Origin of the sequence: Pseudomonas sp. C9-3 (assembly GCF_032392015.1) — a bacterium.
GTDB lineage: Bacteria > Pseudomonadota > Gammaproteobacteria > Pseudomonadales > Pseudomonadaceae > Pseudomonas > Pseudomonas nitroreducens.
Map to the genome: position 1 here is coordinate 5,645,001 of NZ_CP135919.1, position 21,844 is coordinate 5,666,844.

Consider the following 21,844-nt stretch of genomic DNA (forward strand, 5'->3'; position numbering starts at 1 on the left):
CCGGGGATTTCACATCCATCTTACCAAACCACCTACGCGCGCTTTACGCCCAGTAATTCCGATTAACGCTTGCACCCTTCGTATTACCGCGGCTGCTGGCACGAAGTTAGCCGGTGCTTATTCTGTTGGTAACGTCAAAACAGCAAGGTATTAACTTACTGCCCTTCCTCCCAACTTAAAGTGCTTTACAATCCGAAGACCTTCTTCACACACGCGGCATGGCTGGATCAGGCTTTCGCCCATTGTCCAATATTCCCCACTGCTGCCTCCCGTAGGAGTCTGGACCGTGTCTCAGTTCCAGTGTGACTGATCATCCTCTCAGACCAGTTACGGATCGTCGCCTTGGTAGGCCTTTACCCCACCAACTAGCTAATCCGACCTAGGCTCATCTGATAGCGCAAGGCCCGAAGGTCCCCTGCTTTCTCCCGTAGGACGTATGCGGTATTAGCGTTCCTTTCGAAACGTTGTCCCCCACTACCAGGCAGATTCCTAGGCATTACTCACCCGTCCGCCGCTGAATCCGGGAGCAAGCTCCCATCATCCGCTCGACTTGCATGTGTTAGGCCTGCCGCCAGCGTTCAATCTGAGCCATGATCAAACTCTTCAGTTCAATACTGCTTGGGTTTTGAGAAAACCCTAAACTTGGCTCAGCAATCGCATGCTCAATTTAATGAGCTAAAACTCTCGAATTCACGAGTGTTACTTGCGTTGCTGATAATCAGTCGATCATCAGTCTTACATCACAAGCACCCACACGAATTGCTTGATTCAACTTGTTAAAGAGCAGTTGGTTAAGGCTTTCGTCTCAACCGAGGCGCGCATTCTACGCCAACATCATCTTTCGTCAAGCTTTATTTTTCGAAAATTTCTTTTCTACTCAATCGCTTGGGCTTCCGAGAAGTCAAGCCTCTCATCAGCGGGAGGCGCATTCTACAGCGATCAAACTCACTGTCAAGCACCTCGACGACCTTCTTTTCAGCTCGCTGCCGGAGCAGCTAATGAAGAGCGGCAAGTGAATCACCTGCCTGATCACCACTCCCAACATCTAATCTCTGTAAGCACTTGATTTTCAAGTTCTTTCAGCGATTCGTCGCTGGGAGTGGTGCGCATTATAGGGAGTTTAAATTGGCCGTCAACGACTAATTTAAACTTTCTGCAAAAAACTGTCCGCTCGATCAGTTTACCGCCATTCCCTGCCCTACCAGCCGGCGTTCCTGCCGCAGCAGATAGGCCCCCACCAGCAGCCCAACCACACACAGAGCCACCACATAGTAGGCAGGACCCAGCGGGTCTTCCTTCATAAGAAGAGCAACCACCATGGGCGTCAGCCCGCCGAAGATGGCGTACGCCAGGTTGTAGGAGAAGGACAGGCCGGTAAAACGCACCACCGCCGGGAAGGCGTTGACCATTACATAGGGCACCGCGCCTATGACGCCCACGCACAGCCCGGTAATCGCATACAGCGGGAACAGCCAGTCCGGATGCGCCTTCAGGCTGGTGTAGAAGGTCCAGGAGACGACGCCCAGCAGGATGCTCCCAACTATAAAGGTACGACCCGCACCGAAACGGTCGGCGAGGCGACCGGCCAGGATGCAACCGACGCTCAGGCAGACAATGGCCAGGCTGTTTGCCTTCAGCGAAGTGGCCGCGTCGAAACCATAAACGGTCTGCAGTACCGACGGGGTCATCAGGATGACCACCACGATGCCGGCGGACAGCACCCAGGTCAGCAGCATGGACAGCACCACCGCCGGGCGATGTTCACGCACCACCACGCCTAGCGGCACTTCCTCCGCCAGTTGCTTGCGCTGCTGCAACTCGGCGAACACCGGCGTCTCGTGCAGCCATCGGCGCAGGTAGACGGAGAACAGCCCGAAGATGCCACCCAGCAGGAACGGGATACGCCAGGCATAGCCGTGCACTTCTTCCGCACTGAAGACACTGTTGATCAGGGTCGCCACCAGCGAACCGATGAGGATACCGGCAGTCAGACCCGACGTGAGCGTGCCGCAGGCATAGCCCACGTGGCGATGCGGGACGTGCTCGGCCACGAACACCCAGGCGCCCGGCACTTCGCCGCCGATGGCAGCGCCCTGGATAACGCGCAGCAGCAGGAGCGCCAGCGGCGCCCAGATGCCGATCTGCTCGTAGGTCGGCAGCAGGCCCATGATCAGTGTGGGCACGGCCATCAGGAAGATGCTGAGGGTGAACATCTTCTTGCGGCCCAGCAGGTCGCCGAAGTGGGCCATGACCACGCCGCCCAATGGGCGCGCCAGGTAACCGGCAGCGAACAGGCCGAAGGTCTGCAGCTGGCGCAGCCATTCCGGCATGTCGGCGGGGAAGAACAGCTTGCCGACCACGGTGGCGAAGAAGACGAAGATGATGAAGTCGTAGAACTCCAGGGCGCCGCCCAGGGCGGAAAGCGAAAGAGTCTTGTAGTCGCTGCGGGTCAACGGACGTGACGCGGGCGCGGCAGGAGCGTTCACAGAAGGCATGATGCTTTTTATCTCTGCAGGCAAGGTGGCTGCGGCCGGCAGCCGCAGGTGCCGCACCATAGCAAATTGCGCGAAGACGACACAGCGGCCGCACCCGCGGGAAAATCTCGAAGTCCTGCGGTCGTCGCACAGGGTCCTGCTTCTATATAATGCAGCCGGGCCGATCAAAAGCTGTCCCAAGGCCTTGCACCGGCAGGTGTCTTGGGAGAGTTTTTCCATAACCTCACCATGAGTACGCCGGGGGCACGAGGCCCTTACCTATGATCGAGCTTGAACAAGAAGATCCCATCCCGCAGGGCGACCTTGCCCTGCAGATCACCGCCCTGCCGCGCGAGACCAACGGCTTCGGCGACATCTTCGGTGGCTGGCTGGTGGCGCAGATGGATCTCGCCGGAACCGCCATGTCCAGCCGCATTGCCGGTGGCCGTGTAGCCACGGTAGCCATCGACCGCATGGCCTTCCTGGTCCCGGTCGCTGTCGGCGCGCAGCTCTCCTTCTATACCCAGACTCTGGAAGTGGGCCGCAGCTCGATCCGCATGCTGGTCGAGGTGTGGAGTGACGACCCGCTGTCCAGCGAATGGCGCAAGGTCACCGAGGCAGTGTTCGTCTTCGTCGCCATCGACGGCAGCGGCCGTACCCGCCCGGTTCCTCCGCGTCGCGGCTGAAAACTGAAAACGCCGGCTGTCTCGCCGGCGTTTTCGTCTCTACCTCAAGGAATCAGCGCAGCGGCTTTCCGCGCACCGGCGCGCCATCGGCCTTGAAGTAGTCAGCAGTACTGCGCGGTTGCGCAGGGCGGCCACGAACCTTATCGGCGAGCTTCTCGGCCATCATGATGGTGGTGGCATTGAGGTTGCCGGTGATGATCAGCGGCATGATCGACGCATCGATGACTCGCAGCCCTTCCATGCCGTGCACGCGGCCCTCGCCATCGACTACCGCCATATCGTCTTCGCCCATCTTGCAGGAGCAGGACGGGTGGAAAGCCGTTTCCGCGTGCTCACGGACGAACGCGTCCAGGTCAGCGTCGCTCTGCTTGTCCAGGCCCGGACTGATCTCGCGGCCGCGATAGGGATCGAGCGCCGGCTGGTTCATGATCTCGCGGGTGATGCGGATGGCATCGCGGAACTCCTGCCAGTCCTGCTCGCAGGACATGTAGTTGAACAGGATGCTCGGGTGCTTGCGCGGATCGCGGGAGGTCAGGTTGATCCGCCCGCGGCTGGGAGAGCGCATGGAACCGACATGCGCCTGGAAGCCGTGCTCACTCACCGCGTTGCTGCCGTTGTAGTTAATCGCCACCGGCAGGAAGTGGTACTGGATATTCGGCCACTCGAATTCCGGACGACTGCGGATGAAACCACCGGCCTCGAACTGGTTGCTCGCCCCCAGGCCTGTGCCGAGGAACATCCACTCCGCACCGATCTGCGGCTGGTTCCACCATTGCAGCGCCGGGTACAGCGAGACGGGCTGCTTGCAGGCGTACTGCAGGTACATCTCCAGGTGATCCTGAAGATTCTGGCCAACGCCGGGCAAGTCATGCACGACTTCGATGCCCAGGTCGCGCAGCAGTGCCGCTGGCCCAACACCGGAACGCTGCAGCAGCTGCGGCGAGGCGACGGCACCGGAGCACACCAGCACTTCGCGGCGCGCCCGCACCTCCTTCAGCGCATTGTCGTCGCCGTGCAGGTAAGTCGCCCCGATCGCGCGCTTGCCGCTGAACAGGATGCGGTCCGTCAGTGCGTGGGTGACGATGGTCAGGTTGGGGCGCTCGCGGGCCTGGTCCAGGTAACCACGGGCGGTACTCGCGCGGCGGCCCTGTGGGGTAACGGTGCGGTCCATCGGACCGAAGCCTTCCTGCTGGTAACCGTTGAGGTCTTCGGTACGTGGATAGCCAGCCTGCACGCCGGCCTCGACCATGGCGTGGAATAGCGGGTTGTTGCCAGCCTTGGGCGTGGTGACGCTCACCGGGCCGCTGCCGCCGTGGTAGTCGTTGGGGCCTATGTCGCGGGTCTCGGCCTTGCGGAAGTACGGCAGGCAGTCGAGGTAGGTCCAGTCTTCCAGGCCCTTCTCCTGCGCCCAACCATCGAAGTCCATGGCATTGCCGCGGATGTAGCACATGCCGTTGATCAGCGAGGAGCCACCCAGACCCTTGCCGCGCCCGCATTCCATGCGGCGGTTATTCATGTGCGGTTCCGGGTCGGTCAGGTAAGCCCAGTTGTAGCGGCGGCCTTGCAGGGGGTAGGCCAGTGCGGCGGGCATCTGCGTGCGGAAGTCGGCGCGGTAGTCCGGGCCGCCGGCTTCGAGCAGCAGGACGCTGACGTCGGCGTCCTCGGTCAGGCGGGTAGCCAGTACGTTACCGGCGGATCCAGCGCCAATGATGATGTAGTCGTATTCCTGGGACATGCAGGCCTTCCTCTTTTTTCAGGCACGACACCGCCCGCGACGCGTGCGCGCCGGTGTCTGCGTGTTCGAAGATGGCCGGTGGTCAGGGAGTCATGCCTGCGACCGGCCTTTCATGGCTCGATCGCGGCGATCAGAACACCGAGGTGTAGTCGCCCAGCTCAACCTGTACGGATTTGATGCGAGTGTAGTGAGCCAGGGTGGTCAGGCCGTTCTCACGACCGACACCCGATTGCTTGTATCCGCCAACCGGCATCTCGGCCGGCGATTCGCCCCAGGTGTTGATCCAGCAGATGCCCGCTTCGAGGCGGTGAATCGCTCGGTGAGCGCGGGTCAGGTCCTGGGTGACGACGCCAGCGGCGAGGCCGTACTCGGTGTCGTTGGCGCGGCGGATAGCCTCGTCTTCGGTGTCGTAGACGAGGATGCTCATGACCGGCCCGAAGATTTCCTCGCGGACGATGGTCATGTCGTCACGGCAGTCAGTGAACACAGTGGGCGCGACGTAGGCGCCCTGGCCGAACTCGCCGTGGGTGACGCGCTCGCCACCGCACAGCAGGCGGGCCTTCTGTTCTTTGCCGGACTCTATATAGGAGAGCACGCTCTCCATGTGTGGGAAGCTCACCAGCGGGCCGAAGTTGGTGTTTTCGTCCTGCGGGTTGCCCAGGCGAATGCGCTTCACGCGTTCCAGCACCTTGGCCTCGAAGCGCGCCTGCAGGTTGCGCGGGATGAACACCCGGGTGCCGTTGGTGCAGACCTGGCCGGAGCTGAAGAAGTTGGCCATGACGGCGATATCAGCGGCGCGGTCGAGGTTCGCGTCCTCGAAGATGATCAGCGGCGACTTGCCGCCCAGCTCCATGGTGACTTCCTTGAGCGAGGAGCTGGAGGCGCTGGCCATGACCGTCTTGCCGGTAGAGGTGCCGCCGGTGAAGGAAATTTTCTCGATGACGGGGTGCTCGGTCAGCCACTGGCCGACTTCGCGGCCGCTGCCGGTGAGGACGTTGAACACGCCATCGGGCAGGCCGGCGTCGGTGTAGATCTCGGCGAGCTTGAGCACGGACAGCGGAGTGACTTCGCTGGGCTTGAAGATCATCGCGTTGCCGGCGGCCAGGGCCGGCGCGGATTTCCACAGGGCGATCTGGATCGGGTAGTTCCAGGCGCCGATGCCGGCGACCACGCCCAGCGGCTCGCGGCGGGTGTAGACGAAACTGGTTTCGCGCAACGGGATCTGCTCGCCTTCGATGGCGGGCACCAGGCCAGCGTAGTACTCAAGGACATCGGCGCCGGTGACGATGTCGACAAAGCGGGTTTCGGCCAGCGGCTTGCCGGTGTCGAGGGTCTCCAGCTCGGCCAACTCGTCGTTGCGTTCGCGGAGGATGTCGACTGCGCGGCGCAGGATGCGCGAGCGCTGCATGGCAGTCATCGCCGCCCAGACTTTCTGCCCTTCCACCGCGCTCTGCACGGCGCGCTCGACGTCCTCCTTCGAGGCGCGTTGTACCTGGGCGAGGACTTCACCGTTGGCCGGATTGATGGTTTCGAAGGTGGCGCCGCTGGTGGCTTCCACGTAGCGACCGCCAATGTAGAGCTTCTGTACTTCGAATCGAGCCATGGTGCGGTGGTCCTCTCTTGTCGGTGTCAGCGCAAGGCTGCGCCCGCTATCCGGGGCGCTTGGCCAGTTGTTGGTCGAGGTAGTCGTAGGCAATCGCCAACGCCTGCTCGGTGTCGAAGGCGTCGCCCGAAAGCGCGCCCCGCAGCCAGAGGCCGTCGATCAGCGCGGCCAGCCCGCGAGCGGCACTGCGGGCCTGGGCCAGCGGCAATTCACGGCGGAACTGGCTGCACAGGTTCGAATACAGCCGGTGGTCGTTGATCCGCTGCAGGCGCCGCAGCTGCGGCTGATGCATGCTGCTGGCCCAGAACGCCAACCAGGTCTTCATGGCCGGGCCGTTGACCTGGGAGCTGTCGAAGTTGCCGGCGATGATGGCGCGCAGATGCGAGCGCGGTTCGTCGTTGCGCAAGGTAGCGCGGCGCTCGGCGACGGCCTTGCTCAATGCCGACATCAAATGTCGCATCGTCGCGTCCAGCAGCCCGTTCTTGTCCTGGAAGTAGTGGCTGATGATGCCGTTGGAGACCCCCGCCAGGCGGGCGATCAGGGCGATGCTGGCGTCGCTCATGCCCACCTGGTCCACCGCCTCGAGGGTCGCGTGGATCAGCTGGGAGCGGCGAATCGGCTGCATACCGACCTTGGGCATTTTCAATCTCCTCTTCGCCGGGCGTACCTGTGCCGTCCGGCGATACTGTGGGCCAGTCTATTCGTTTTTTATTGAACGCTCAATCAGCTAAGAATATGCTGTGCTGTATCAACCCCTTCAGGCGCCCGCATGGCGGGGCCTGTACCGTTCATCACTGCGTCGCACTCCAACCCACAAGGATCGCAGAATCTGCGCCGGATGTGTCGCGGCACGCTCTCCCCGGTGACGTCACCAGACGGCACCCGCCCGTTGCGACGGGCCTTCCACAGCCCGGCCAAGTGCCGGGCTTTCTTTTGCCCCACGTCAGGGCCTATGCCGCGCGCCAACGACTATGGTTTCAGCCATACCCCTCGCGAGGATCGCCGTCATGTCGCAACACCCGCTCTGGCAAGCCCTGGGCCGTCACTGGAAATGGATCGCCCTGCGCGGCGTCGCCGCCCTGCTGTTCGGCATCCTGGCGATGGTCTGGCCGGGCATCGTGCTCACGGTGATGGTGCTGTTCTTCGGCGCCTACGCCTTTGTCGACGGCCTGTTCACCCTGATCGCCGCCGCGCAGATGCGCGAATCCGGCCGCCCCTTGTGGCCGCTGGTGCTGGTCGGGCTCCTGGGAATAGCCGCCGGACTGGTGGCGTTCTTCTGGCCGCAGCTGACTGCGCTCGGCCTGCTGATGCTGATCGCCGGCTGGGCGCTGGTGATGGGGGTGCTGCAGATCATCGCCGCCATCCGTCTGCGCAAGGCGCTGCAGAACGAATGGTGGCTGGGGCTTTCCGGCGTGGTGTCGGTGCTGTTTGGTGTGCTGATGATCGGCAATCCGGGTGCCGGGGCGATCGCCGTGGCCTGGGTGATCGGCGCTTACTCGGTGTTCTTCGGTGTCCTGCTGATCCTGCTCGCGCTGCGCCTGCGCAAGACATCGACCTTCAATGCCTGATGAACGTGACTGGTGCCTGCTGCGCCTGGACGACAACGGCAACCGCTTCGTCATGCGCCGCCAGCTGACCCGCGCCGAGGCCGAAGCTCTGGCGCGGGACTACCAGGCGCGCGGCCACAGGCAAACCTACTGGGCAGAGCGCGATACGCTCCGCCCGGCCTGACTCAGCAGCCGGTCAGGCGCTCTTCCACGCGCTCGGCAGGGAAGAAGATCGGCCGCAGGCGCACCCCCACGGTATTGCCGAAGAACGCCGCCACCAGCCACAACCAGCCATGCAGGCTGCCGGAGGCGATGCCGCTGAAGTACGCACCGATGTTGCAGCCGTAGGCCAGGCGCGCGCCGTAGCCCAGCAGCAGGCCGCCGATCACTGCCGCGACCAGCGAGCGAGCGGGAATCTTCAGGCTCGGCGCGAAGCGACCGGCGAGGCCGGCGGCCAGCAATGCGCCGATCATGATGCCGAAGTCCATGACGCTGGTGACGTCCCGCCAGACCGGCGCAGCCAGCGCCTTGGCGTTGGCGTCGGCCTGCCAGAAGGCCCATTGGTCGACGGCTATCCCCAGGCTTTCGAACGCCTTCGCGCCCCACAGGGCGAAAGCCGAAGTGACGCCCCACGGACGCCCGGCCAGTGCCAGGGTCGCGAAGTTCAGCAAAGCCAGTGCCACGGCGCCCCACACCAGCGGCCAGGGACCGCGCAGGAAGCGGCCGGCACCGTGCTCGCCATTGCTCGCTATCAGCTCCAGCACGCCATGGCGACGACGCTCCAGCACGACGCTGACGGCTGCAATGCCGGCAAACAGCGCCAGGCTCAGTATCAGCGCGGGGAACAGACCAAGGGACTGGACGATCGAGGTCGGCGGCAATGACGGCAGGGCGAACCACCAACCGATGTGGTGGGTGGCGATCACTGAGCCGATGATGAAGAACAGCAAGGTCACCAGCATGCGCGCATTACCACCGCCCACGGTGAACAGCGTGCCGGAAGCACAGCCACCGCCCAACTGCATGCCGATACCGAAGATGAAGGCGCCGACGATCACCGACGTGCCGGCCGGCGACACCAGCCCCTTCACTGGCTCGCCGAACAGCGTGCCGGCCGCAAGCGCCGGGAAGAACAGCAGCACCGCGATTGCCAGCATCACCATCTGTGCGCGCAAGCCGGCGCCACGCCGTTCACGGATGAACACGCGCCAGGCGGAGGTGAAACCAAACGCTGCGTGGTAAAGGGTCAGCCCCAGCGCACCGCCGACCAGGAACAACAGCGCCTGCCGGCCACTCACCGCCTGGGCGAGGAACAGCGCGCCCGCCAGCAGCAGGAGGAAGGCGATCCAGAGCGCGCTGGACTTGCGCTCGGGGACGGTGGACAGGGCGAGGCTCATGGCGACTCCGGGGTGTTTTCGAGAGGGGCGATATTCTAGGGAGCGTAGTGCCTCCCGCCAACTTCGTAAGTCAGCTAAGGAAATAACCAGGCGTTAGGACACGACGCAGGGCGCATAACGCCTCAAGCGTTATTCGCCAACAACGCCGTGCCAGGCTCCGGACAGCGGATAACCGTGAACCGCTATTCGCCCTACGCCCAGGCCTTGCGCAGCGCCTTGAGTGCCTCGGCGATCCGCGCCTCCGGCACTGCCGCGAAGCCCAGCACCAGCCCGGCACGCTGGTCTTCCGGCTCGCTGGACTCCGGCAGCCAGTAATCGCTCAGGGCATTCACCTCCACGCCGACGGACGCCGCGCGCCTCACCAATTCCAACTCTCGCTCGCGGCTGTCGACCCGCACGCACAGGTGCAGGCCGGCGTCCACCGTCGGCATCGCTGCACAGCCGGCGACCTCCGGCCAGCCACGCAGCAGCGCGTCACGGCGGCTGCGAGCGGCCCGGCGCATACGACGGACATGCCGCTGGAAGTGCCCTTCGGCGATGAAGTCGGCCATCACCCGCTGGGTGCCGACCTCCGAGTGGCGTACGTCCAGCGCCCGGCGGCGGGCAAAGGCCTGCGCCAGCGCCGGCGGCACGACGAGATAGCCCAGACGCAGCGCCGGGAAGGCGATCTTGCAGAAGGTGCCGACGTAGAGCACACGGTCATGGCGATCCAACGCCGCCAGCGGCATCAGTGGCGTGCCGCTGTAGCGGTACTCGCCGTCGTAGTCGTCTTCGACGATCCAGCCGTTGCTGCGCTCGGCCCACTCCAGCAACTCCAGACGGCGCGCCAGCGAGAGCGTTACGCCGGTGGGGTACTGGTGCGAAGGCGTGACGTAGACCAGCCGGCAATCCGGCAATTGCTCCAGTTGGTCAGTACGCAGACCGTCCGCGTCCACCGCAACGCCATGCAGATGCGCACCCGCTGTCGCGAACGCATGCCCGGCGGCGCGGTAGCCGGGGTTTTCAATGGCCGCGACATCGCCGGCGGCGAGCAGCACCTGGGCGCACAGCGCGATGCCCTGCTGGGCGCCGCTGGTGATGATGATCTGCCCGGCGTCGCAGTGCAGCCCGCGTGTGCTGCGCAGGTAGGCGGCGACCAGCTCGCGCAGGCGCTGCTCGCCGGCCGGGTCGCCATAGCCCAGGCAATCCAGCGGCGGATCGCGCCAGAAGCGCGCCTGCAGCCGCGCCCAGGTATCGAAGGGAAACAGGTCGAAGGCCGGCACTCCGACCCGAAATGCGCGCGGCGCGCCGGTCGGCGGCAGGGGCAGGTGATGCCGCGCCAGCCGTTCAAGGGACGGCGCGTCCGGGCTGCGCGCCTCGCTGCGGGGCGTCTCGACCGAAGGCTGCACCCGCTCGGCCACATAGGTGCCGTCGCCGGTACGGCCCTCGATGTAACCCTCGGCATAGAGCTGCTCGTAGGCGCGCACCACGGTGTTGCGCGAGACGTTCAGCGACGCCGCCAGGTCGCGGCTGGCCGGCAACCGCGAACGCGCCGCGAGGCGGCCATCGAGGATGCGCTCGCGCAGCGCCTGGAACAGTTGCAGGCCCAGCGGTTGCGCAGGATCGAGGCGGATGCCGGAAGGGTTGAACGGCAGCGGAACACTCATGGGACAGCTTCCAGGATAGGGGCAATGGTTCCTTTGATTTGATCATGAATGGCTCTTTAGCAGAACCAATTCCGCGCCTAGGCTGAAAGCACTCCAACGCACACAAGGTCGTCACCATGTCTTCCGCTGTCGAAATCCGCCCGATCACTACCGATGATCACGCCGCCTGGCTGCCGCTCTGGCAGGGCTACCAGCGCTTCTACAAGACCACCATCGACGAGGCCACCACTGCCGTCACCTGGCAGCGCTTCCTCGATGCGGCCGAACCGATGCACGCCGCCCTCGCCTGGCGCGACGGCGAAGCCATCGGCATGGTGCATTTCATCTACCACCGCTCCTGCTGGACCCAGGGCGACTACGTCTACCTGCAGGACCTGTACGTCGCCGAAGGCCAGCGCGGCGGCGGCATTGGTGCGGCGCTGATCGAGCACGTCTACGCCGATGCCCGCGCCAACGGCGCTTCGCGGGTGCACTGGCTGACCCACGAGAGCAACACCGATGCCATGTTCCTCTACGACCGGATTGCCGACCGCTCCGGATTCGTCCAGTACCGCAAGATCCTCTGAGCCGGAGCGCCCATGAACGACCAACCCCTGCTGAACTGGCGCCCCGCCGCCAGCCCCGAACGCCGCACCCTGGCCGGCCGCACCATCAACCTGGCGCCACTGGATGTCGCCCTCCACGGCGATGACCTGTGGCACGCACTGCAAGGCCCGGACTCCGACCCGGTCCTGTGGGACTACCTGCCGTATGGCCCCTTCCCCGAGCGGGCGCCCTTCGATGCCTGGCTGGCGGCGAACGCGGCGAGCAACGACCCACTATTCTTCGCCGTGATCGACCGCGCGAGCGGCCGCGCAGTCGGCCTGCTCAGCTACCTGCGGATCTTCCCCAAGGACGGCAGCATCGAGATCGGTCATATCGCCTATGGTCGCGTGATGCAGCGCTCGCCGGCCTCCACCGAGGCGGTGTACCTGCTGGCGCGCTGGGCCTTCGAGATGGGCTACCGCCGCCTGGAGTGGAAGTGCAACGCACTCAATGCCCGCTCCATGCGCGCGGCAGCGCGGCTTGGTTTCACCTATGAAGGCACCTTCCGCCAGGCCACCGTGGTGAAGGATCGCAACCGCGACACCGCCTGGTTCTCGATCATCGACAGCGAATGGCCGCGCTGCCAGCGCGCCTTCGAAGCCTGGCTGGACGCATCCAACCTCGATGCCGGCGGCCAGCAGCGCAAGCGCCTGGAAGACCTGCGCCAGGGCTGACCTTTTCATTCTCCGGGAACTGCCAGGCAGCGAGAGGATCGGTGATACTGACCCTTTCGCATCGCAGTCCCGGAGACCACCATGAGCAGCGACATCCAGACTCCACGCGTCGAACAGGTGCAGATCGATGAGCTGCCCTGTTGGCGTATCCATACCGCTTATGGTGAAGCCCTGATTGCCCAGCAGGGCGCGCAACTGCTGAGCTACCAGCCCCATGAGCAACCACCGCTGGTCTGGCTGAGCGACACCGCCGAATACCGCCATGGCCAGTCCCTGCGCGGCGGCGCGCCCGTCTGCTGGCCCTGGTTCGGCAACCTGGAACGCAACCCGGTGGAAATCCGTACGGCCTACCAGGGCGACAAGCCACCCGCCCACGGCCTGGTGCGCGCCGTGGATTGGCAACTGGACGATATCGCCGACGAGCTGGGCCAGCTTTCCGTGCACTTCAGCTTCGACGCGCGCAACGGTCTGCCGGGCTGGGCGCACTCCGCACGGCTGGAACTGGTGATGCGCTTCGGCGAACACCTGACGCTGGAAATGACCACCCACAACCTGGGCACTGCAGCGCTGCCGATCAGCCAGGCCCTGCACACCTATTTCGCCGTAGGCGACGCGCGCCAGGCCAGCATCGAGGGGCTGCAGGGCTGCCGCTATGTCGAGACGCTGGAAAACTGGGAGCTACGCGAGCAACACGGCGTGGTGCGCATTGCCGGCGAAACCGACCGCATCTACCTGGACGTGGAGAAGCCGCTGGTGATCCACGACCCGGCCTGGGAGCGCGACATCCACATCAAGGCCAGCGGTTCGCGCACGGCGGTGGTGTGGAACCCCTGGATCGACAAGGCCGCGCGCCTGTCACAGTTCCCCGACGATGCCTGGCAGCAGATGCTGTGCATCGAGACCGCGCGGGTCTGGGACGACGTGATGAGCGTGGCGCCAGGGCGCAGCGAAACGATGACGGTGGAAATATGGGGCGAGCCGCTGGAGGGTTGATCCACCTGCGGCCCTTCAATGAAAAAGCCCGGCATCCACCGGGCTTTCTTGCACTTGCAGGAGCGAGCTTGCTCGCGAACGCGCCCCGCTGCGAAGACTGTTCGCGAGCTAGCCCGTTCCTACGAAGAGCTCTTACAGATCGCTCTCCTCCACCGGCCGCACCTTGGCGTCGTCGATGGCATAGGCCGCATCGGCCAGGTCATTGCTGACCTTTTCGACCTTCAGCGTGCCGCTGACCCAGATCGGGTTGTAGATATCGTCGATCCGGATGCCCTTGGGGTAGCGCACCAGCACAATCTGGTTCGGCGGCGGCGGCGGCACATGGATGCAGGCGCCTGGGTAAGGCACCAGGAAGAATTCGGTGACACGTCCCTTGGCGTCGTTCTCCAGCGGCACCGGGTAGCCGCCCAGACGCAGCGCCTTGCCATTGAGCGCAGCAACGGTTTTGGTCGAGTACATCACCTGCGGCAGCTTCTTGTCAGACTGCTTGAGCCCGCCCTTGTTGGTGAAGGTGCCATTGGCCTCGGGGCCGTTGTGGGTGATTTCCGGCATATTTTCCAGCGCCTTGCGGTCGCTGGGCGGCATCAAGGACAGCCAGTCGGTTTCCGGGAGTTCGGCGGCGGACGCCAGGGAAGTCAGCAGAATCAGGCAGCAGGCGAGCAATGGTCGGCGCATCGTGGACTCGAAAGGCCCGGTCGGGCACAGGCGGGATATTCCTCCAGCGCCCTCCCCCTGGTGGGAGAGGGCCGGAATTCACCGTCAATTCTTCTTGATCAGGCCGTAAATGACCAGCAGCACGATGGCGCCGATCACCGCGCCGATGAAGCCTGCCGCCTGGCCGGCCGCGTAGATGCCCAGCGCCTGGCCGCCATAGGTGGCCAAGAGCGAGCCGCCGATGCCGATCAGGATGGTCATGATCCAGCCCATGCTGTCATCGCCGGGCTTGAGGAAGCGTGCGATGAGTCCGACGATCAGGCCGATGACGATGGTTCCGATTAATCCCATGACAAACCCTCCTTGTGGGTTGAGCGCGGTGAGTACGCGCTTGTCATGGGACAGTGTAGGAAACGTCGGCGTTCCGTGTTTTGCCGCGCCCCAGAGCGACTGCCGGTGTTTCGCCAGCCTTACAGCGTTGTGGAAAACCGGCATGAAAAAAGCCGCGCCAGTGATTGACGCGGCTTCTTTCGGAGCACCGTAGCGGTCAGCCCCTGGCGATCAACGCCTCGACCTCGGCGATACGCGCCTTCAGGGTCGGCAGGTCGGCGCTGCGCAGGGTAGCGTGGCCCACCTTGCGCCCGGCCTTGAAGGCCTTGCCGTAGTGGTGCAGGTGGCAGTCGGCGATGTTCAGCACCTCGGCCACCGGCGGCACTTCGCCGATGAAGTTGAGCATGGCGCTCTCGCCCACTTTCGCCGTGGAGCCCAGCGGCAGGCCGGCGATGGCGCGCACGTGGTTCTCGAACTGGCTGCACTCGGAGCCTTCGATCGTCCAGTGCCCGGAGTTGTGCACACGCGGGGCGATCTCGTTGGCCTTCAGGCCGCCGTCGACCTCGAAGAACTCGAAGGCCATCACGCCGACATAGGCCAGCTTGTCGAGCACGCGGCCGACGTAGTCCTCGGCCAACTGCTGCAGCGGGTGGTCGGTGCTCGCCACGGACAGGCGCAGGATGCCGTTCTCGTGGGTGTTGTGCACCAGCGGGTAGAAGCGCGTCTCGCCATCACGGGCACGCACCGCCACCAGCGACACTTCGCCGGTGAAGGGCACGAAGCCTTCGAGGATGCAGGGCACGCTGCCCAGTTCGGCGAAGGCGCCGGCCACGTCCTCGGGCTTGCGCAGGACCTTTTGGCCCTTGCCGTCGTAACCCAGGGTGCGGGTCTTCATCACTGCCGGCAGGCCGATGCTGGCCACCGCGGCGTCGAGGTCGGCCTGGGACTGCACGTCGGCGAAGGCCGGGGTCGGAATCCCCAGGTCCTTGAACATGGACTTCTCGAACCAGCGGTCGCGGGCGATGCGCAGCGACTCGGCGTTCGGATAGACCGGCACGAACTGCGAGAGGAAGGCCACGGTCTCGGCCGGCACGCTCTCGAACTCGAAGGTCACCAGGTCGACCTGGTCGGCCAGTTGGCGCAGGTGGTCCTGGTCGCTGTAGTCAGCACGGATGTGCTCGCCCAGGGCTTGCGCACAGGCGTCCGGCGCCGGGTCGAGGAAGGCGAAGTTCATGCCCAGCGGGGTGCCCGCCAGGGACAGCATGCGGCCCAGCTGGCCGCCACCGATGACACCGATCTTCATGGTTCTGCTCAGGCCTCGCGCGGATCGGGATTGTCCAGCACCGTCTCGGTCTGGGTGGCGCGGAACTGCTTCAGCGCCTCGTGGTATTTCGGGTACTTGGCGCCGAGGATGCTGGCGGACAGCAGAGCGGCGTTGGTCGCACCGGCCTTGCCGATGGCCAGGGTGGCAACCGGGACGCCCGCGGGCATCTGCACGATGGACAGCAGCGAATCGACGCCCGAGAGCATGGAGGACTGCACCGGCACACCGAGGACCGGCAGGTGGGTCTTGGCGGCGCACATGCCCGGCAGGTGGGCGGCACCGCCGGCGCCGGCGATGATCACTTCGATGCCGCGGCCATCGGCTTCTTCGGCGTACTGGAACAGCAGGTCCGGAGTACGGTGGGCGGAAACCACCTTCACTTCATACGGAATGCCGAGCTTGTCCAGCATGTCTGCGGTGTGGCTCAGGGTGCTCCAGTCGGATTTGGAACCCATGATCACGCCAACCAGTGCGCTCATCGTCGTGCCTCTCTCAAGTGCGCTCTTGGGCGCGTCAGAAACCAACAAGCCACGACTCCGTGAGGGCGTGGCTTGTACGTGGCCAAACCGGCGGGCAGTGCCGGCTTGAAGGCGGCGCAGTATACCGCAAAGGGCACGACGGAGTGCACTGGGCATGACCGTTGGTCCCGATTTCGTCATTCCTGCATCGAAGATGCCTGCAACGACCTCCGAAGAGACTTCGGAAAAGCTTGCCTCAGCTCAAGATGGCCTAGGCTCAGGGGCTCAGACTCTTCTGACACGTTCCTGTCCCGGACGGGGCAGGTCCCTCACCCTTCAAGGAGCGAGTGCAATGTCCACGACCCTGCCCACGACCATGAAAGCCGCTGTCGTCCACGCCTTTGGCGAGCCGCTGCGGATCGAGGAAGTCAAAGTCCCGCTGCCCGGCCCCGGGCAGATCCTGGTGAAGATCGAGGCCTCCGGCGTCTGCCACACCGACCTGCACGCTGCCGAAGGCGACTGGCCGGTGAAGCCGAGCCTGCCGTTCATTCCCGGCCATGAAGGCGTCGGCTTCGTCGCAGCGGTCGGCGCTGGCGTCACCCGCGTGAAGGAAGGCGACCGCGTCGGCGTGCCCTGGCTGTACACCGCCTGTGGTTGCTGCGAGCACTGCCTGACCGGCTGGGAAACCCTTTGCGAGAGCCAGCAGAACACCGGCTACTCGGTAAACGGCGGCTACGCCGAATACGTGCTGGCGGACCCGAATTACGTCGGCATCCTGCCGAAGAATGTCGGCTTTACCGAGATTGCGCCGATCCTCTGCGCGGGCGTCACCGTGTACAAGGCGCTGAAGGAAACTGAAGCGCGCCCCGGCCAGTGGGTAGCCATTTCCGGCATCGGCGGCCTGGGCCACGTCGCCGTGCAGTACGCCAAGGCCATGGGCCTGCACGTGGTGGCAGTAGACGTGGATGACGCCAAGCTGGAGCTGGCGCGAAAGCTCGGCGCCAGCCTGACCGTCAATGCGAAGAAAGAGGACCCGGTCGAAGTGGTGCAGCGTGATATCGGCGGCGCCCACGGCGTGGTCGTCACCGCCGTGTCCAACAGCGCCTTCGGCCAGGGCATCGGCATGGCCCGCCGGGGCGGTACCGTGTCGCTGGTCGGCCTGCCGCCGGGCGACTTCCCCACGCCGATCTTCGACGTGGTGCTCAAGGGCCTGCACATCACCGGCTCCATCGTCGGCACCCGCGCGGACCTGCAGGAAGCCCTGGACTTCGCCGGCGAAGGCCTGGTGAAAGCCACCGTCGCCGCCGGCAAGCTGGATGACATCAACGCCATCCTCGACCGCATGCGCGCCGGGCAGATCGAAGGACGGATCGTGGTGGAGATGTAGACCCCGCTCCAAACACCAAGCTCTGCGTAGGATGGCGTGGAGCGCAGCGATACCCATCGATTGCGATGCAGACAGCATGGGTATCGCTGCGCTCCACCCATCCTACAAAAGCGCCCGGCCTCAGCTTCAGAACTCCACAGTGGTCGAAATCTCGAACTGCCGCGGCTCGCCCACGGCGACGTAGAGGTTGTTCGCCGCCGACGGGTAGTACTCGCGGTCGAACAGGTTCTTCACGTTGAACTGGAAGCCGACGTTGTGGCCACCCAGCTTCGTGTCGTAGCTGGCGAAGGCATCGGTCACGGTATAGGACGGCAATTCGAAGGAGTTGGCCGGGTCGCCCGCGCGCTTGCCCACGTAGCGCGGGCCGCCGCCCAGGCGCAGGTTGTCGCCGCCGAAGATCGAACCGGCGTCGTATACCGCCGCCAGCGAGGCGGTTTCCTTGGCCACGTTCTGCAGGCGGTTGCCCTCCAGCACCGGGTCTTCGGTCACTTCGGCGTCCAGCCAGGCGTAGCTGCCGATCAGGTTCCAGTGCTCGCTCAGCTGGCCGGTGACATCCAGTTCCGCGCCATAGGAGCGCACCTTGCCGGCGGTGCTGACGCGGCTGTCGCCGTTGGCGTCGAGCTGAGTGACCATCACGTTGCGCTTGCGGATGTCGAAGAAGGCCAGGTTGGCGGTGACGCGGCCGGGGATGTCGAGCTTGCCGCCGATCTCCCAGGAGGTCGCCTCTTCCGGCTGGATCGCCGAGTCGATCACCTCGCCCGTGGACAGCGGCGCGATGGTGGAGTTGGGCTTGAACGACTGGGTGTAGCTGCCATACAGCGACATCTCGTCGTTGATCTTGTAGATCACCCCGGCGCGCGGTACCCACTTCTGTCCGCTGATATCGGTGTTGGCCTTGAACGGCCGGCCGCGCCCGGCGTACTGGTCGTACATCTGGTAGCGCCCGCCAGCGACCAGAATCCAGTGGTCGTCCAGGTGCCAGGAATCCTGCACGAACAACGAGTCGCTGCGCAGCTTGTCGGTCTGGTCGCTGTCGCCTGAGCTGACAGCGGTGGCCGGGGAAATCTGCCCGTACACCGGGTCGAGGTAGTCGAAAGTGGTGTTCTTCGTGTCGCGGATCAGGTCGGCGCGGTAGATCTTGCGCTTCTCGCTGTCGATGCCGAAGGTCACTTCATGGCGGAAGCCGCCCAGTTGCAGGTCGCCGTTCAGCCCGGCGGTGGCGAAGCTGTCGCTGCTCACCGCGCCGCGAGTGGCGTCGGTGCGGCGGGTCAGGGTGCCGTTGCTGTTGACCTTGGTGACGCGGGCCTGGTTGTCGTCGTAGGTCTCGCGGGTCCAGCCGTAGGCGAAATGCGCCTTCCAGGCATCGTCGATGCGGTGCTCGACGTCCAGTCGAGTCAGGTCGGAGCGGCCTTCGGTGATGTTGAAGGGCTCGTCCAGGCGACGCGTACGCGGGATATCCAGCGGCTTGTTGGTGCGCGGGTCGATGGCGGTGCCACGGTCGAACGGCGTCTTGAACTCGCGGTGCTCGTAGCTGAGGTTCACCGTGGTGTCCTCGCCGAACCAGGCCAGCGAGGGCGCGACGAGGGTCTCGCGCTGCTGGCCGAAATTGCGCCAGTAGTTCTCGTCCTGGTGATCGACGATCAGCCGGTAGGCCAGGTTGCTCTCCCCCAGCGCGCCGGTAGTGTCGATCTGCGCGCCGCTGCCCTGTTTGCCGTGGGCGTAGGTCGAGCCGCGCAGGGTGACGGCGTTGTACTGCTGCAACTGCGGCTTCTTGCTCACCACGTTGACGATGCCACCCGGATCCTGGATGCCGTACAGCAGCGAGGCCGGGCCCTTGAGCACTTCGACGTGGTCGGCGGTGGCGGTGAGGTTGCGGCCCAGCACCGAGGGCAGGCCGTCGCGCATGATCGAACCGTCGCGGTTATCGCCGAAACCACGCTTCATCACCGCGTCCTGGGTACCGCCGAGGGTGTTGGCCTGGGTGATACCGCTGATGTTGCCAAGGGCGTCATCAAGATTGCGCGGCTTCTGGTCGCGCAGCGCCTGTGCCGGGACAGTGACGATGCTTTGCGGGGTTTCCAGCACCGGCGTGTCGGTACGACCGATGGAGGCGACCGGTGCCGGTTGGTAGCTGGTCGACGCCGCCTGGCCGGTGACGGTGGTGTCGGTGAGGCTCAGGGTGTCGGTCGGCACGCGCTCCAGGGTCAGGGTGCTGCCATCGAGGGCGCGGAAGCGATAGCCGGAGCCCGCCAGCAGGCGATTCAGCGCATCGTTGGCACTGAGCTGGCCGGAGACCGCCGGGGCTTTGAGGTCGTACGGCGCCTCGTCGGTGTAGACCACACTGAGGCCGGTCACCCGGCTGAACTCGCTCAGCGCCTGGGGCAACGGTTGAGCCGCGATGGCGAAACCAAAGCGCGCCTGCAGGGCAGTGCCGGCGGCGGCATTCTCGGCCCACGCGGAGGGAGCCTGCGCGGCGACCAGGGCAGCGCCCAGCACGACGGCGGCAAGGGGTTTCAGGGATAGCTCGGGAACAGCGCGGCGCAGCGGGATCATCGGGGCTCTCTTGCTCGAAGGTCGGACTACACATGCGAATAAATCGCATTCATGACCACTACACGGAGCAGCCGCCGCAGTACCTCACCCCTTTTTCGAAAAAAATCTTCGCCCTCAGCGAATCAGCACGAAGCGACCTAGCAGAGGCTGCTGATGGAAGCCCACCACCGCCTGCAGGGAATCCAGCGCCGCCTGAGGGTCGGTGCTGCGGAAACTGCCGCTGACCCGGCGCTGCGCCAGCTCGCTGTCCAGCAGCACGATGCGGCCCGGGTAGTAAGTGCCCAGGCGCTCCAGCACCTCGCCCAGCGGCGCGCGGTAGAAGGTCAGCCAGCCCTGGCGCCAGGCCAGCGCGGCCTGGACATCAGCGGGCTGCGCATCACCGAGCCGCGTGCCGTCGATGCTGACCCGTTCGCCAGCGCCCAGCACCACTTCCGGCATGCCGACGGCATGGCTGCCACGCACCGAGACGCGGCCTTCGGCGACCGTGACGCGGGTCTGCTCGCCCTGGCGACGGACTTCGAACTCGGTGCCCAGCACCCGCGCTTCACCTTCTCCGGCGCGCACCACGAAAGGTTTGGGCAGATGTTTCACGGCAAAGGACGCAGCACCGCGCAACAGGTCGACGCGGCGTTGTTCACCGTCCAGGGACACGGCAACGGCGCTGTCGGCGTCCAGGGTCAGGCGCGAGCCGTCGCCCAGGGTGATCTCCCGTACTTCGCCCGGCGCACTGACGTAGTCGGCGGAAAGGTCCGTCAGCCAGTGACCCGGCGACCACCAGGCACCGGCCCAGAGCATCAGCAGCAGGCAGGCGGCGCTGGCCAGCGGATAAGCCCAACGCCGGTGGTTGCTCGGCGCGCGGCGCGGCGCAGGGCGGTCCATCGCGGTGAGATAGGAACCCAAAGCATCGCCCTCTTCCGCCGCCAGCCGTTGCGCCGGCAGGGCGCTCGCCTGCCAGAGCGCATCGACTTCGGCATAGGCGCGGGCATGTTGCGGATCAGCCGCCAGCCACGCCTGGAAAGCCCCCAGCCATGCGTCGCCGCCGGCGTCGTTCAGGCGCAGCAGCCACTGGCGCGCCTGACGCTGGGCGTCCTCGGGCGAGGTGGCGATTTCGGGCTTCATCGGTCGGCGGCTCCACGGCGATCTGCCGGCGCGGCGGGCTCAAGGCTCGCCTTGCAGGCATCGAGGGCGCGCATCATATGTTTTTCCACGGCGCTCTGGGAAAGCCCCATGGCGGTGGCGATCTCGCCATAGGTGCGGCCATGCACGCGGCTGAGCAGGAAGATATGGCGGGTGCGTTCTGGCAACTGGCGCAGGGCGTCTTCGATGAGGTCCAGTTCGGCACTGGCCTGCACCGCCTGCTCTGGCGAAGGCTGGGCATCATCCTGGTCGGGCAGCAGCGCGCTCAGGGTTCGCCCGCGCGAGTCCTCCCCGCGCAGGTGATCGATAGCGAGGTTGCGCGCACTGCGCAGCAGGTAGCTGCCGAGCTCTTCCACCGGTGCCTGCGGGCGCTTCCAGAAGCGCAGGAACAGGTCCTGGACGAGGTCCGCCGCCGTGGCCCGGCAACCGACGCGGCGTCGTACCAGGGCTTCCATGCGCGGACGCTGGGAAAGGAACACCCGCAGGAAATCCTCGCGCGGCAACGCCTCGGCGGGCGCCGGGGCGTCCGCGGCGCGGGAATCGGCCGGGCGGTCGGAATGGGACATCGGGGCTGCAGGCTCGCCAGCGGTCCGCACCGAAGCCGGTGCGAGGGGGAGACCGTGGAAAGCCGCAAATGATAATGCTTATCAAATAAACAGAA

20 protein-coding genes and 1 rRNA gene (1 of these 21 running past the window's edge) are annotated in these 21,844 nt (G+C 65.2%); 7 read left to right on the forward strand and 14 right to left on the reverse strand.

Features of this window, described 5'->3' with window-relative positions; genetic code table 11:
• Together RS899_RS25890 and RS899_RS25895 are read right to left on the reverse strand one after the other, a co-directional pair.
• A 16S ribosomal RNA gene (locus RS899_RS25890) occupies positions 1-610 on the reverse strand; it reaches 927 nt to the left of the window's first position.
• 565 nt (positions 611-1,175) lie between these two features.
• Positions 1,176-2,495: an MFS transporter gene (locus tag RS899_RS25895; protein ID WP_054911325.1), complete on the reverse strand. Its 1,320-nt coding sequence runs from the start codon at positions 2,493-2,495 to the stop codon at positions 1,176-1,178.
• A gap of 260 nt (positions 2,496-2,755) precedes the next feature.
• Here RS899_RS25895 and RS899_RS25900 point away from each other — a divergent pair, with 260 nt between their 5' ends.
• Positions 2,756-3,160 carry an acyl-CoA thioesterase gene (locus tag RS899_RS25900; protein WP_017521585.1) on the forward strand — a complete coding sequence of 135 codons (405 nt, stop codon included), beginning with the start codon at positions 2,756-2,758 and terminating at the stop codon, positions 3,158-3,160.
• A 52-nt stretch (positions 3,161-3,212) separates the two neighbouring features.
• Here RS899_RS25900 and betA read toward each other — a convergent pair whose 3' ends face one another.
• The 3 genes from betA to betI all read right to left on the reverse strand — a co-directional run bounded on the left by betA (position 3,213) and on the right by betI (position 7,138).
• Entirely contained in the window at positions 3,213-4,895 is a 1,683-nt protein-coding gene (gene betA / locus RS899_RS25905; RefSeq protein ID WP_065348179.1) for a choline dehydrogenase, read from the reverse strand.
• Between the two features lie 130 nt (positions 4,896-5,025).
• A complete protein-coding gene (gene betB / locus RS899_RS25910) occupies positions 5,026-6,498 on the reverse strand; it encodes a betaine-aldehyde dehydrogenase (protein ID WP_233296767.1) in 1,473 nt (490 codons plus the stop codon).
• A gap of 46 nt (positions 6,499-6,544) precedes the next feature.
• Positions 6,545-7,138, reverse strand: a complete 594-nt coding sequence (gene betI / locus RS899_RS25915) for a transcriptional regulator BetI (protein WP_054909619.1) — start codon at positions 7,136-7,138, stop codon at positions 6,545-6,547.
• A 367-nt stretch (positions 7,139-7,505) separates the two neighbouring features.
• Here betI and RS899_RS25920 point away from each other — a divergent pair, with 367 nt between their 5' ends.
• Positions 7,506-8,066 (forward strand): HdeD family acid-resistance protein, encoded by a 561-nt coding sequence (locus RS899_RS25920; protein WP_054909620.1) that lies wholly within the window; start codon positions 7,506-7,508, stop codon positions 8,064-8,066.
• Positions 8,059-8,229: a hypothetical protein gene (locus RS899_RS25925; RefSeq protein ID WP_233296768.1), complete on the forward strand. Its 171-nt coding sequence runs from the start codon at positions 8,059-8,061 to the stop codon at positions 8,227-8,229. Before RS899_RS25920 ends, RS899_RS25925 begins: the two co-directional genes overlap by 8 nt.
• Position 8,230: 1 nt before the next feature.
• Here the strand turns inward: RS899_RS25925 and RS899_RS25930 are convergent, their stop codons facing one another.
• Positions 8,231-9,442 carry a YeeE/YedE family protein gene (locus tag RS899_RS25930; protein WP_233296769.1) on the reverse strand — a complete coding sequence of 404 codons (1,212 nt, stop codon included), beginning with the start codon at positions 9,440-9,442 and terminating at the stop codon, positions 8,231-8,233.
• Positions 9,443-9,633: 191 nt separating this feature from the next.
• A complete protein-coding gene (locus RS899_RS25935; protein ID WP_054909622.1) occupies positions 9,634-11,088 on the reverse strand; it encodes a PLP-dependent aminotransferase family protein in 1,455 nt (484 codons plus the stop codon).
• A gap of 116 nt (positions 11,089-11,204) precedes the next feature.
• On the opposite strand from RS899_RS25935, the gene RS899_RS25940 reads away from it, so the two are divergent.
• The 3 genes from RS899_RS25940 to RS899_RS25950 all read left to right on the forward strand — a co-directional run bounded on the left by RS899_RS25940 (position 11,205) and on the right by RS899_RS25950 (position 13,340).
• On the forward strand, positions 11,205-11,654 hold the full coding sequence (locus RS899_RS25940) for a GNAT family N-acetyltransferase (RefSeq protein WP_233296771.1): 450 nt from the start codon (positions 11,205-11,207) through the stop codon (positions 11,652-11,654).
• Between the two features lie 12 nt (positions 11,655-11,666).
• Positions 11,667-12,347: a GNAT family N-acetyltransferase gene (locus RS899_RS25945; RefSeq protein ID WP_233296772.1), complete on the forward strand. Its 681-nt coding sequence runs from the start codon at positions 11,667-11,669 to the stop codon at positions 12,345-12,347.
• Positions 12,348-12,428: 81 nt separating this feature from the next.
• Positions 12,429-13,340, forward strand: a complete 912-nt coding sequence (locus RS899_RS25950; RefSeq protein WP_315808377.1) for a D-hexose-6-phosphate mutarotase — start codon at positions 12,429-12,431, stop codon at positions 13,338-13,340.
• A 132-nt stretch (positions 13,341-13,472) separates the two neighbouring features.
• Here RS899_RS25950 and RS899_RS25955 read toward each other — a convergent pair whose 3' ends face one another.
• The 4 genes from RS899_RS25955 to purE form a co-directional block, all read right to left on the reverse strand.
• A complete protein-coding gene (locus RS899_RS25955; RefSeq protein ID WP_024766739.1) occupies positions 13,473-14,015 on the reverse strand; it encodes a DUF3299 domain-containing protein in 543 nt (180 codons plus the stop codon).
• Between the two features lie 84 nt (positions 14,016-14,099).
• The gene (locus RS899_RS25960) at positions 14,100-14,345 is read right to left on the reverse strand and encodes a GlsB/YeaQ/YmgE family stress response membrane protein (protein ID WP_017521572.1); all 246 of its coding nucleotides are present in this window, start codon (positions 14,343-14,345) and stop codon (positions 14,100-14,102) included.
• 196 nt (positions 14,346-14,541) lie between these two features.
• On the reverse strand, positions 14,542-15,627 hold the full coding sequence (locus tag RS899_RS25965; protein WP_054909626.1) for a 5-(carboxyamino)imidazole ribonucleotide synthase: 1,086 nt from the start codon (positions 15,625-15,627) through the stop codon (positions 14,542-14,544).
• Positions 15,628-15,635: 8 nt separating this feature from the next.
• Complete coding sequence (gene purE, locus RS899_RS25970; RefSeq protein ID WP_024766741.1) at positions 15,636-16,127, reverse strand: 5-(carboxyamino)imidazole ribonucleotide mutase; 492 nt, start codon at positions 16,125-16,127, stop codon at positions 15,636-15,638.
• Positions 16,128-16,458: 331 nt separating this feature from the next.
• Here purE and adhP point away from each other — a divergent pair, with 331 nt between their 5' ends.
• The gene (adhP, locus tag RS899_RS25975; RefSeq protein ID WP_038803792.1) at positions 16,459-17,493 is read left to right on the forward strand and encodes an alcohol dehydrogenase AdhP; all 1,035 of its coding nucleotides are present in this window, start codon (positions 16,459-16,461) and stop codon (positions 17,491-17,493) included.
• 126 nt (positions 17,494-17,619) lie between these two features.
• Here the strand turns inward: adhP and RS899_RS25980 are convergent, their stop codons facing one another.
• The 3 genes from RS899_RS25980 to RS899_RS25990 form a co-directional block, all read right to left on the reverse strand.
• Complete coding sequence (locus tag RS899_RS25980; protein ID WP_315808378.1) at positions 17,620-20,046, reverse strand: TonB-dependent receptor; 2,427 nt, start codon at positions 20,044-20,046, stop codon at positions 17,620-17,622.
• Between the two features lie 114 nt (positions 20,047-20,160).
• A complete protein-coding gene (locus RS899_RS25985; RefSeq protein ID WP_315808379.1) occupies positions 20,161-21,165 on the reverse strand; it encodes a FecR family protein in 1,005 nt (334 codons plus the stop codon).
• Complete coding sequence (locus tag RS899_RS25990; RefSeq protein WP_315808380.1) at positions 21,162-21,749, reverse strand: RNA polymerase sigma factor; 588 nt, start codon at positions 21,747-21,749, stop codon at positions 21,162-21,164. The genes RS899_RS25985 and RS899_RS25990 overlap by 4 nt, the downstream gene beginning before the upstream one ends.
• Between the last annotated feature and the right edge of the window lie 95 nt (positions 21,750-21,844).

What these genes read in the sequence shown, in the direction of transcription:
- RS899_RS25895 (WP_054911325.1), bottom strand. Translation starts at nt 2,495, where the DNA reads ATGCCTTCTGTGAACGCTCCTGCCGCGCCCGCGTCACGTCCGTTGACC.
- RS899_RS25900 (WP_017521585.1), top strand. Translation starts at nt 2,756, where the DNA reads ATGATCGAGCTTGAACAAGAAGATCCCATCCCGCAGGGCGACCTTGCC.
- betA (WP_065348179.1), bottom strand. Translation starts at nt 4,895, where the DNA reads ATGTCCCAGGAATACGACTACATCATCATTGGCGCTGGATCCGCCGGT.
- betB (WP_233296767.1), bottom strand. Translation starts at nt 6,498, where the DNA reads ATGGCTCGATTCGAAGTACAGAAGCTCTACATTGGCGGTCGCTACGTG.
- betI (WP_054909619.1), bottom strand. Translation starts at nt 7,138, where the DNA reads ATGCCCAAGGTCGGTATGCAGCCGATTCGCCGCTCCCAGCTGATCCAC.
- RS899_RS25920 (WP_054909620.1), top strand. Translation starts at nt 7,506, where the DNA reads ATGTCGCAACACCCGCTCTGGCAAGCCCTGGGCCGTCACTGGAAATGG.
- RS899_RS25925 (WP_233296768.1), top strand. Translation starts at nt 8,059, where the DNA reads ATGCCTGATGAACGTGACTGGTGCCTGCTGCGCCTGGACGACAACGGC.
- RS899_RS25930 (WP_233296769.1), bottom strand. Translation starts at nt 9,442, where the DNA reads ATGAGCCTCGCCCTGTCCACCGTCCCCGAGCGCAAGTCCAGCGCGCTC.
- RS899_RS25935 (WP_054909622.1), bottom strand. Translation starts at nt 11,088, where the DNA reads ATGAGTGTTCCGCTGCCGTTCAACCCTTCCGGCATCCGCCTCGATCCT.
- RS899_RS25940 (WP_233296771.1), top strand. Translation starts at nt 11,205, where the DNA reads ATGTCTTCCGCTGTCGAAATCCGCCCGATCACTACCGATGATCACGCC.
- RS899_RS25945 (WP_233296772.1), top strand. Translation starts at nt 11,667, where the DNA reads ATGAACGACCAACCCCTGCTGAACTGGCGCCCCGCCGCCAGCCCCGAA.
- RS899_RS25950 (WP_315808377.1), top strand. Translation starts at nt 12,429, where the DNA reads ATGAGCAGCGACATCCAGACTCCACGCGTCGAACAGGTGCAGATCGAT.
- RS899_RS25955 (WP_024766739.1), bottom strand. Translation starts at nt 14,015, where the DNA reads ATGCGCCGACCATTGCTCGCCTGCTGCCTGATTCTGCTGACTTCCCTG.
- RS899_RS25960 (WP_017521572.1), bottom strand. Translation starts at nt 14,345, where the DNA reads ATGGGATTAATCGGAACCATCGTCATCGGCCTGATCGTCGGACTCATC.
- RS899_RS25965 (WP_054909626.1), bottom strand. Translation starts at nt 15,627, where the DNA reads ATGAAGATCGGTGTCATCGGTGGCGGCCAGCTGGGCCGCATGCTGTCC.
- purE (WP_024766741.1), bottom strand. Translation starts at nt 16,127, where the DNA reads ATGAGCGCACTGGTTGGCGTGATCATGGGTTCCAAATCCGACTGGAGC.
- adhP (WP_038803792.1), top strand. Translation starts at nt 16,459, where the DNA reads ATGTCCACGACCCTGCCCACGACCATGAAAGCCGCTGTCGTCCACGCC.
- RS899_RS25980 (WP_315808378.1), bottom strand. Translation starts at nt 20,046, where the DNA reads ATGATCCCGCTGCGCCGCGCTGTTCCCGAGCTATCCCTGAAACCCCTT.
- RS899_RS25985 (WP_315808379.1), bottom strand. Translation starts at nt 21,165, where the DNA reads ATGAAGCCCGAAATCGCCACCTCGCCCGAGGACGCCCAGCGTCAGGCG.
- RS899_RS25990 (WP_315808380.1), bottom strand. Translation starts at nt 21,749, where the DNA reads ATGTCCCATTCCGACCGCCCGGCCGATTCCCGCGCCGCGGACGCCCCG.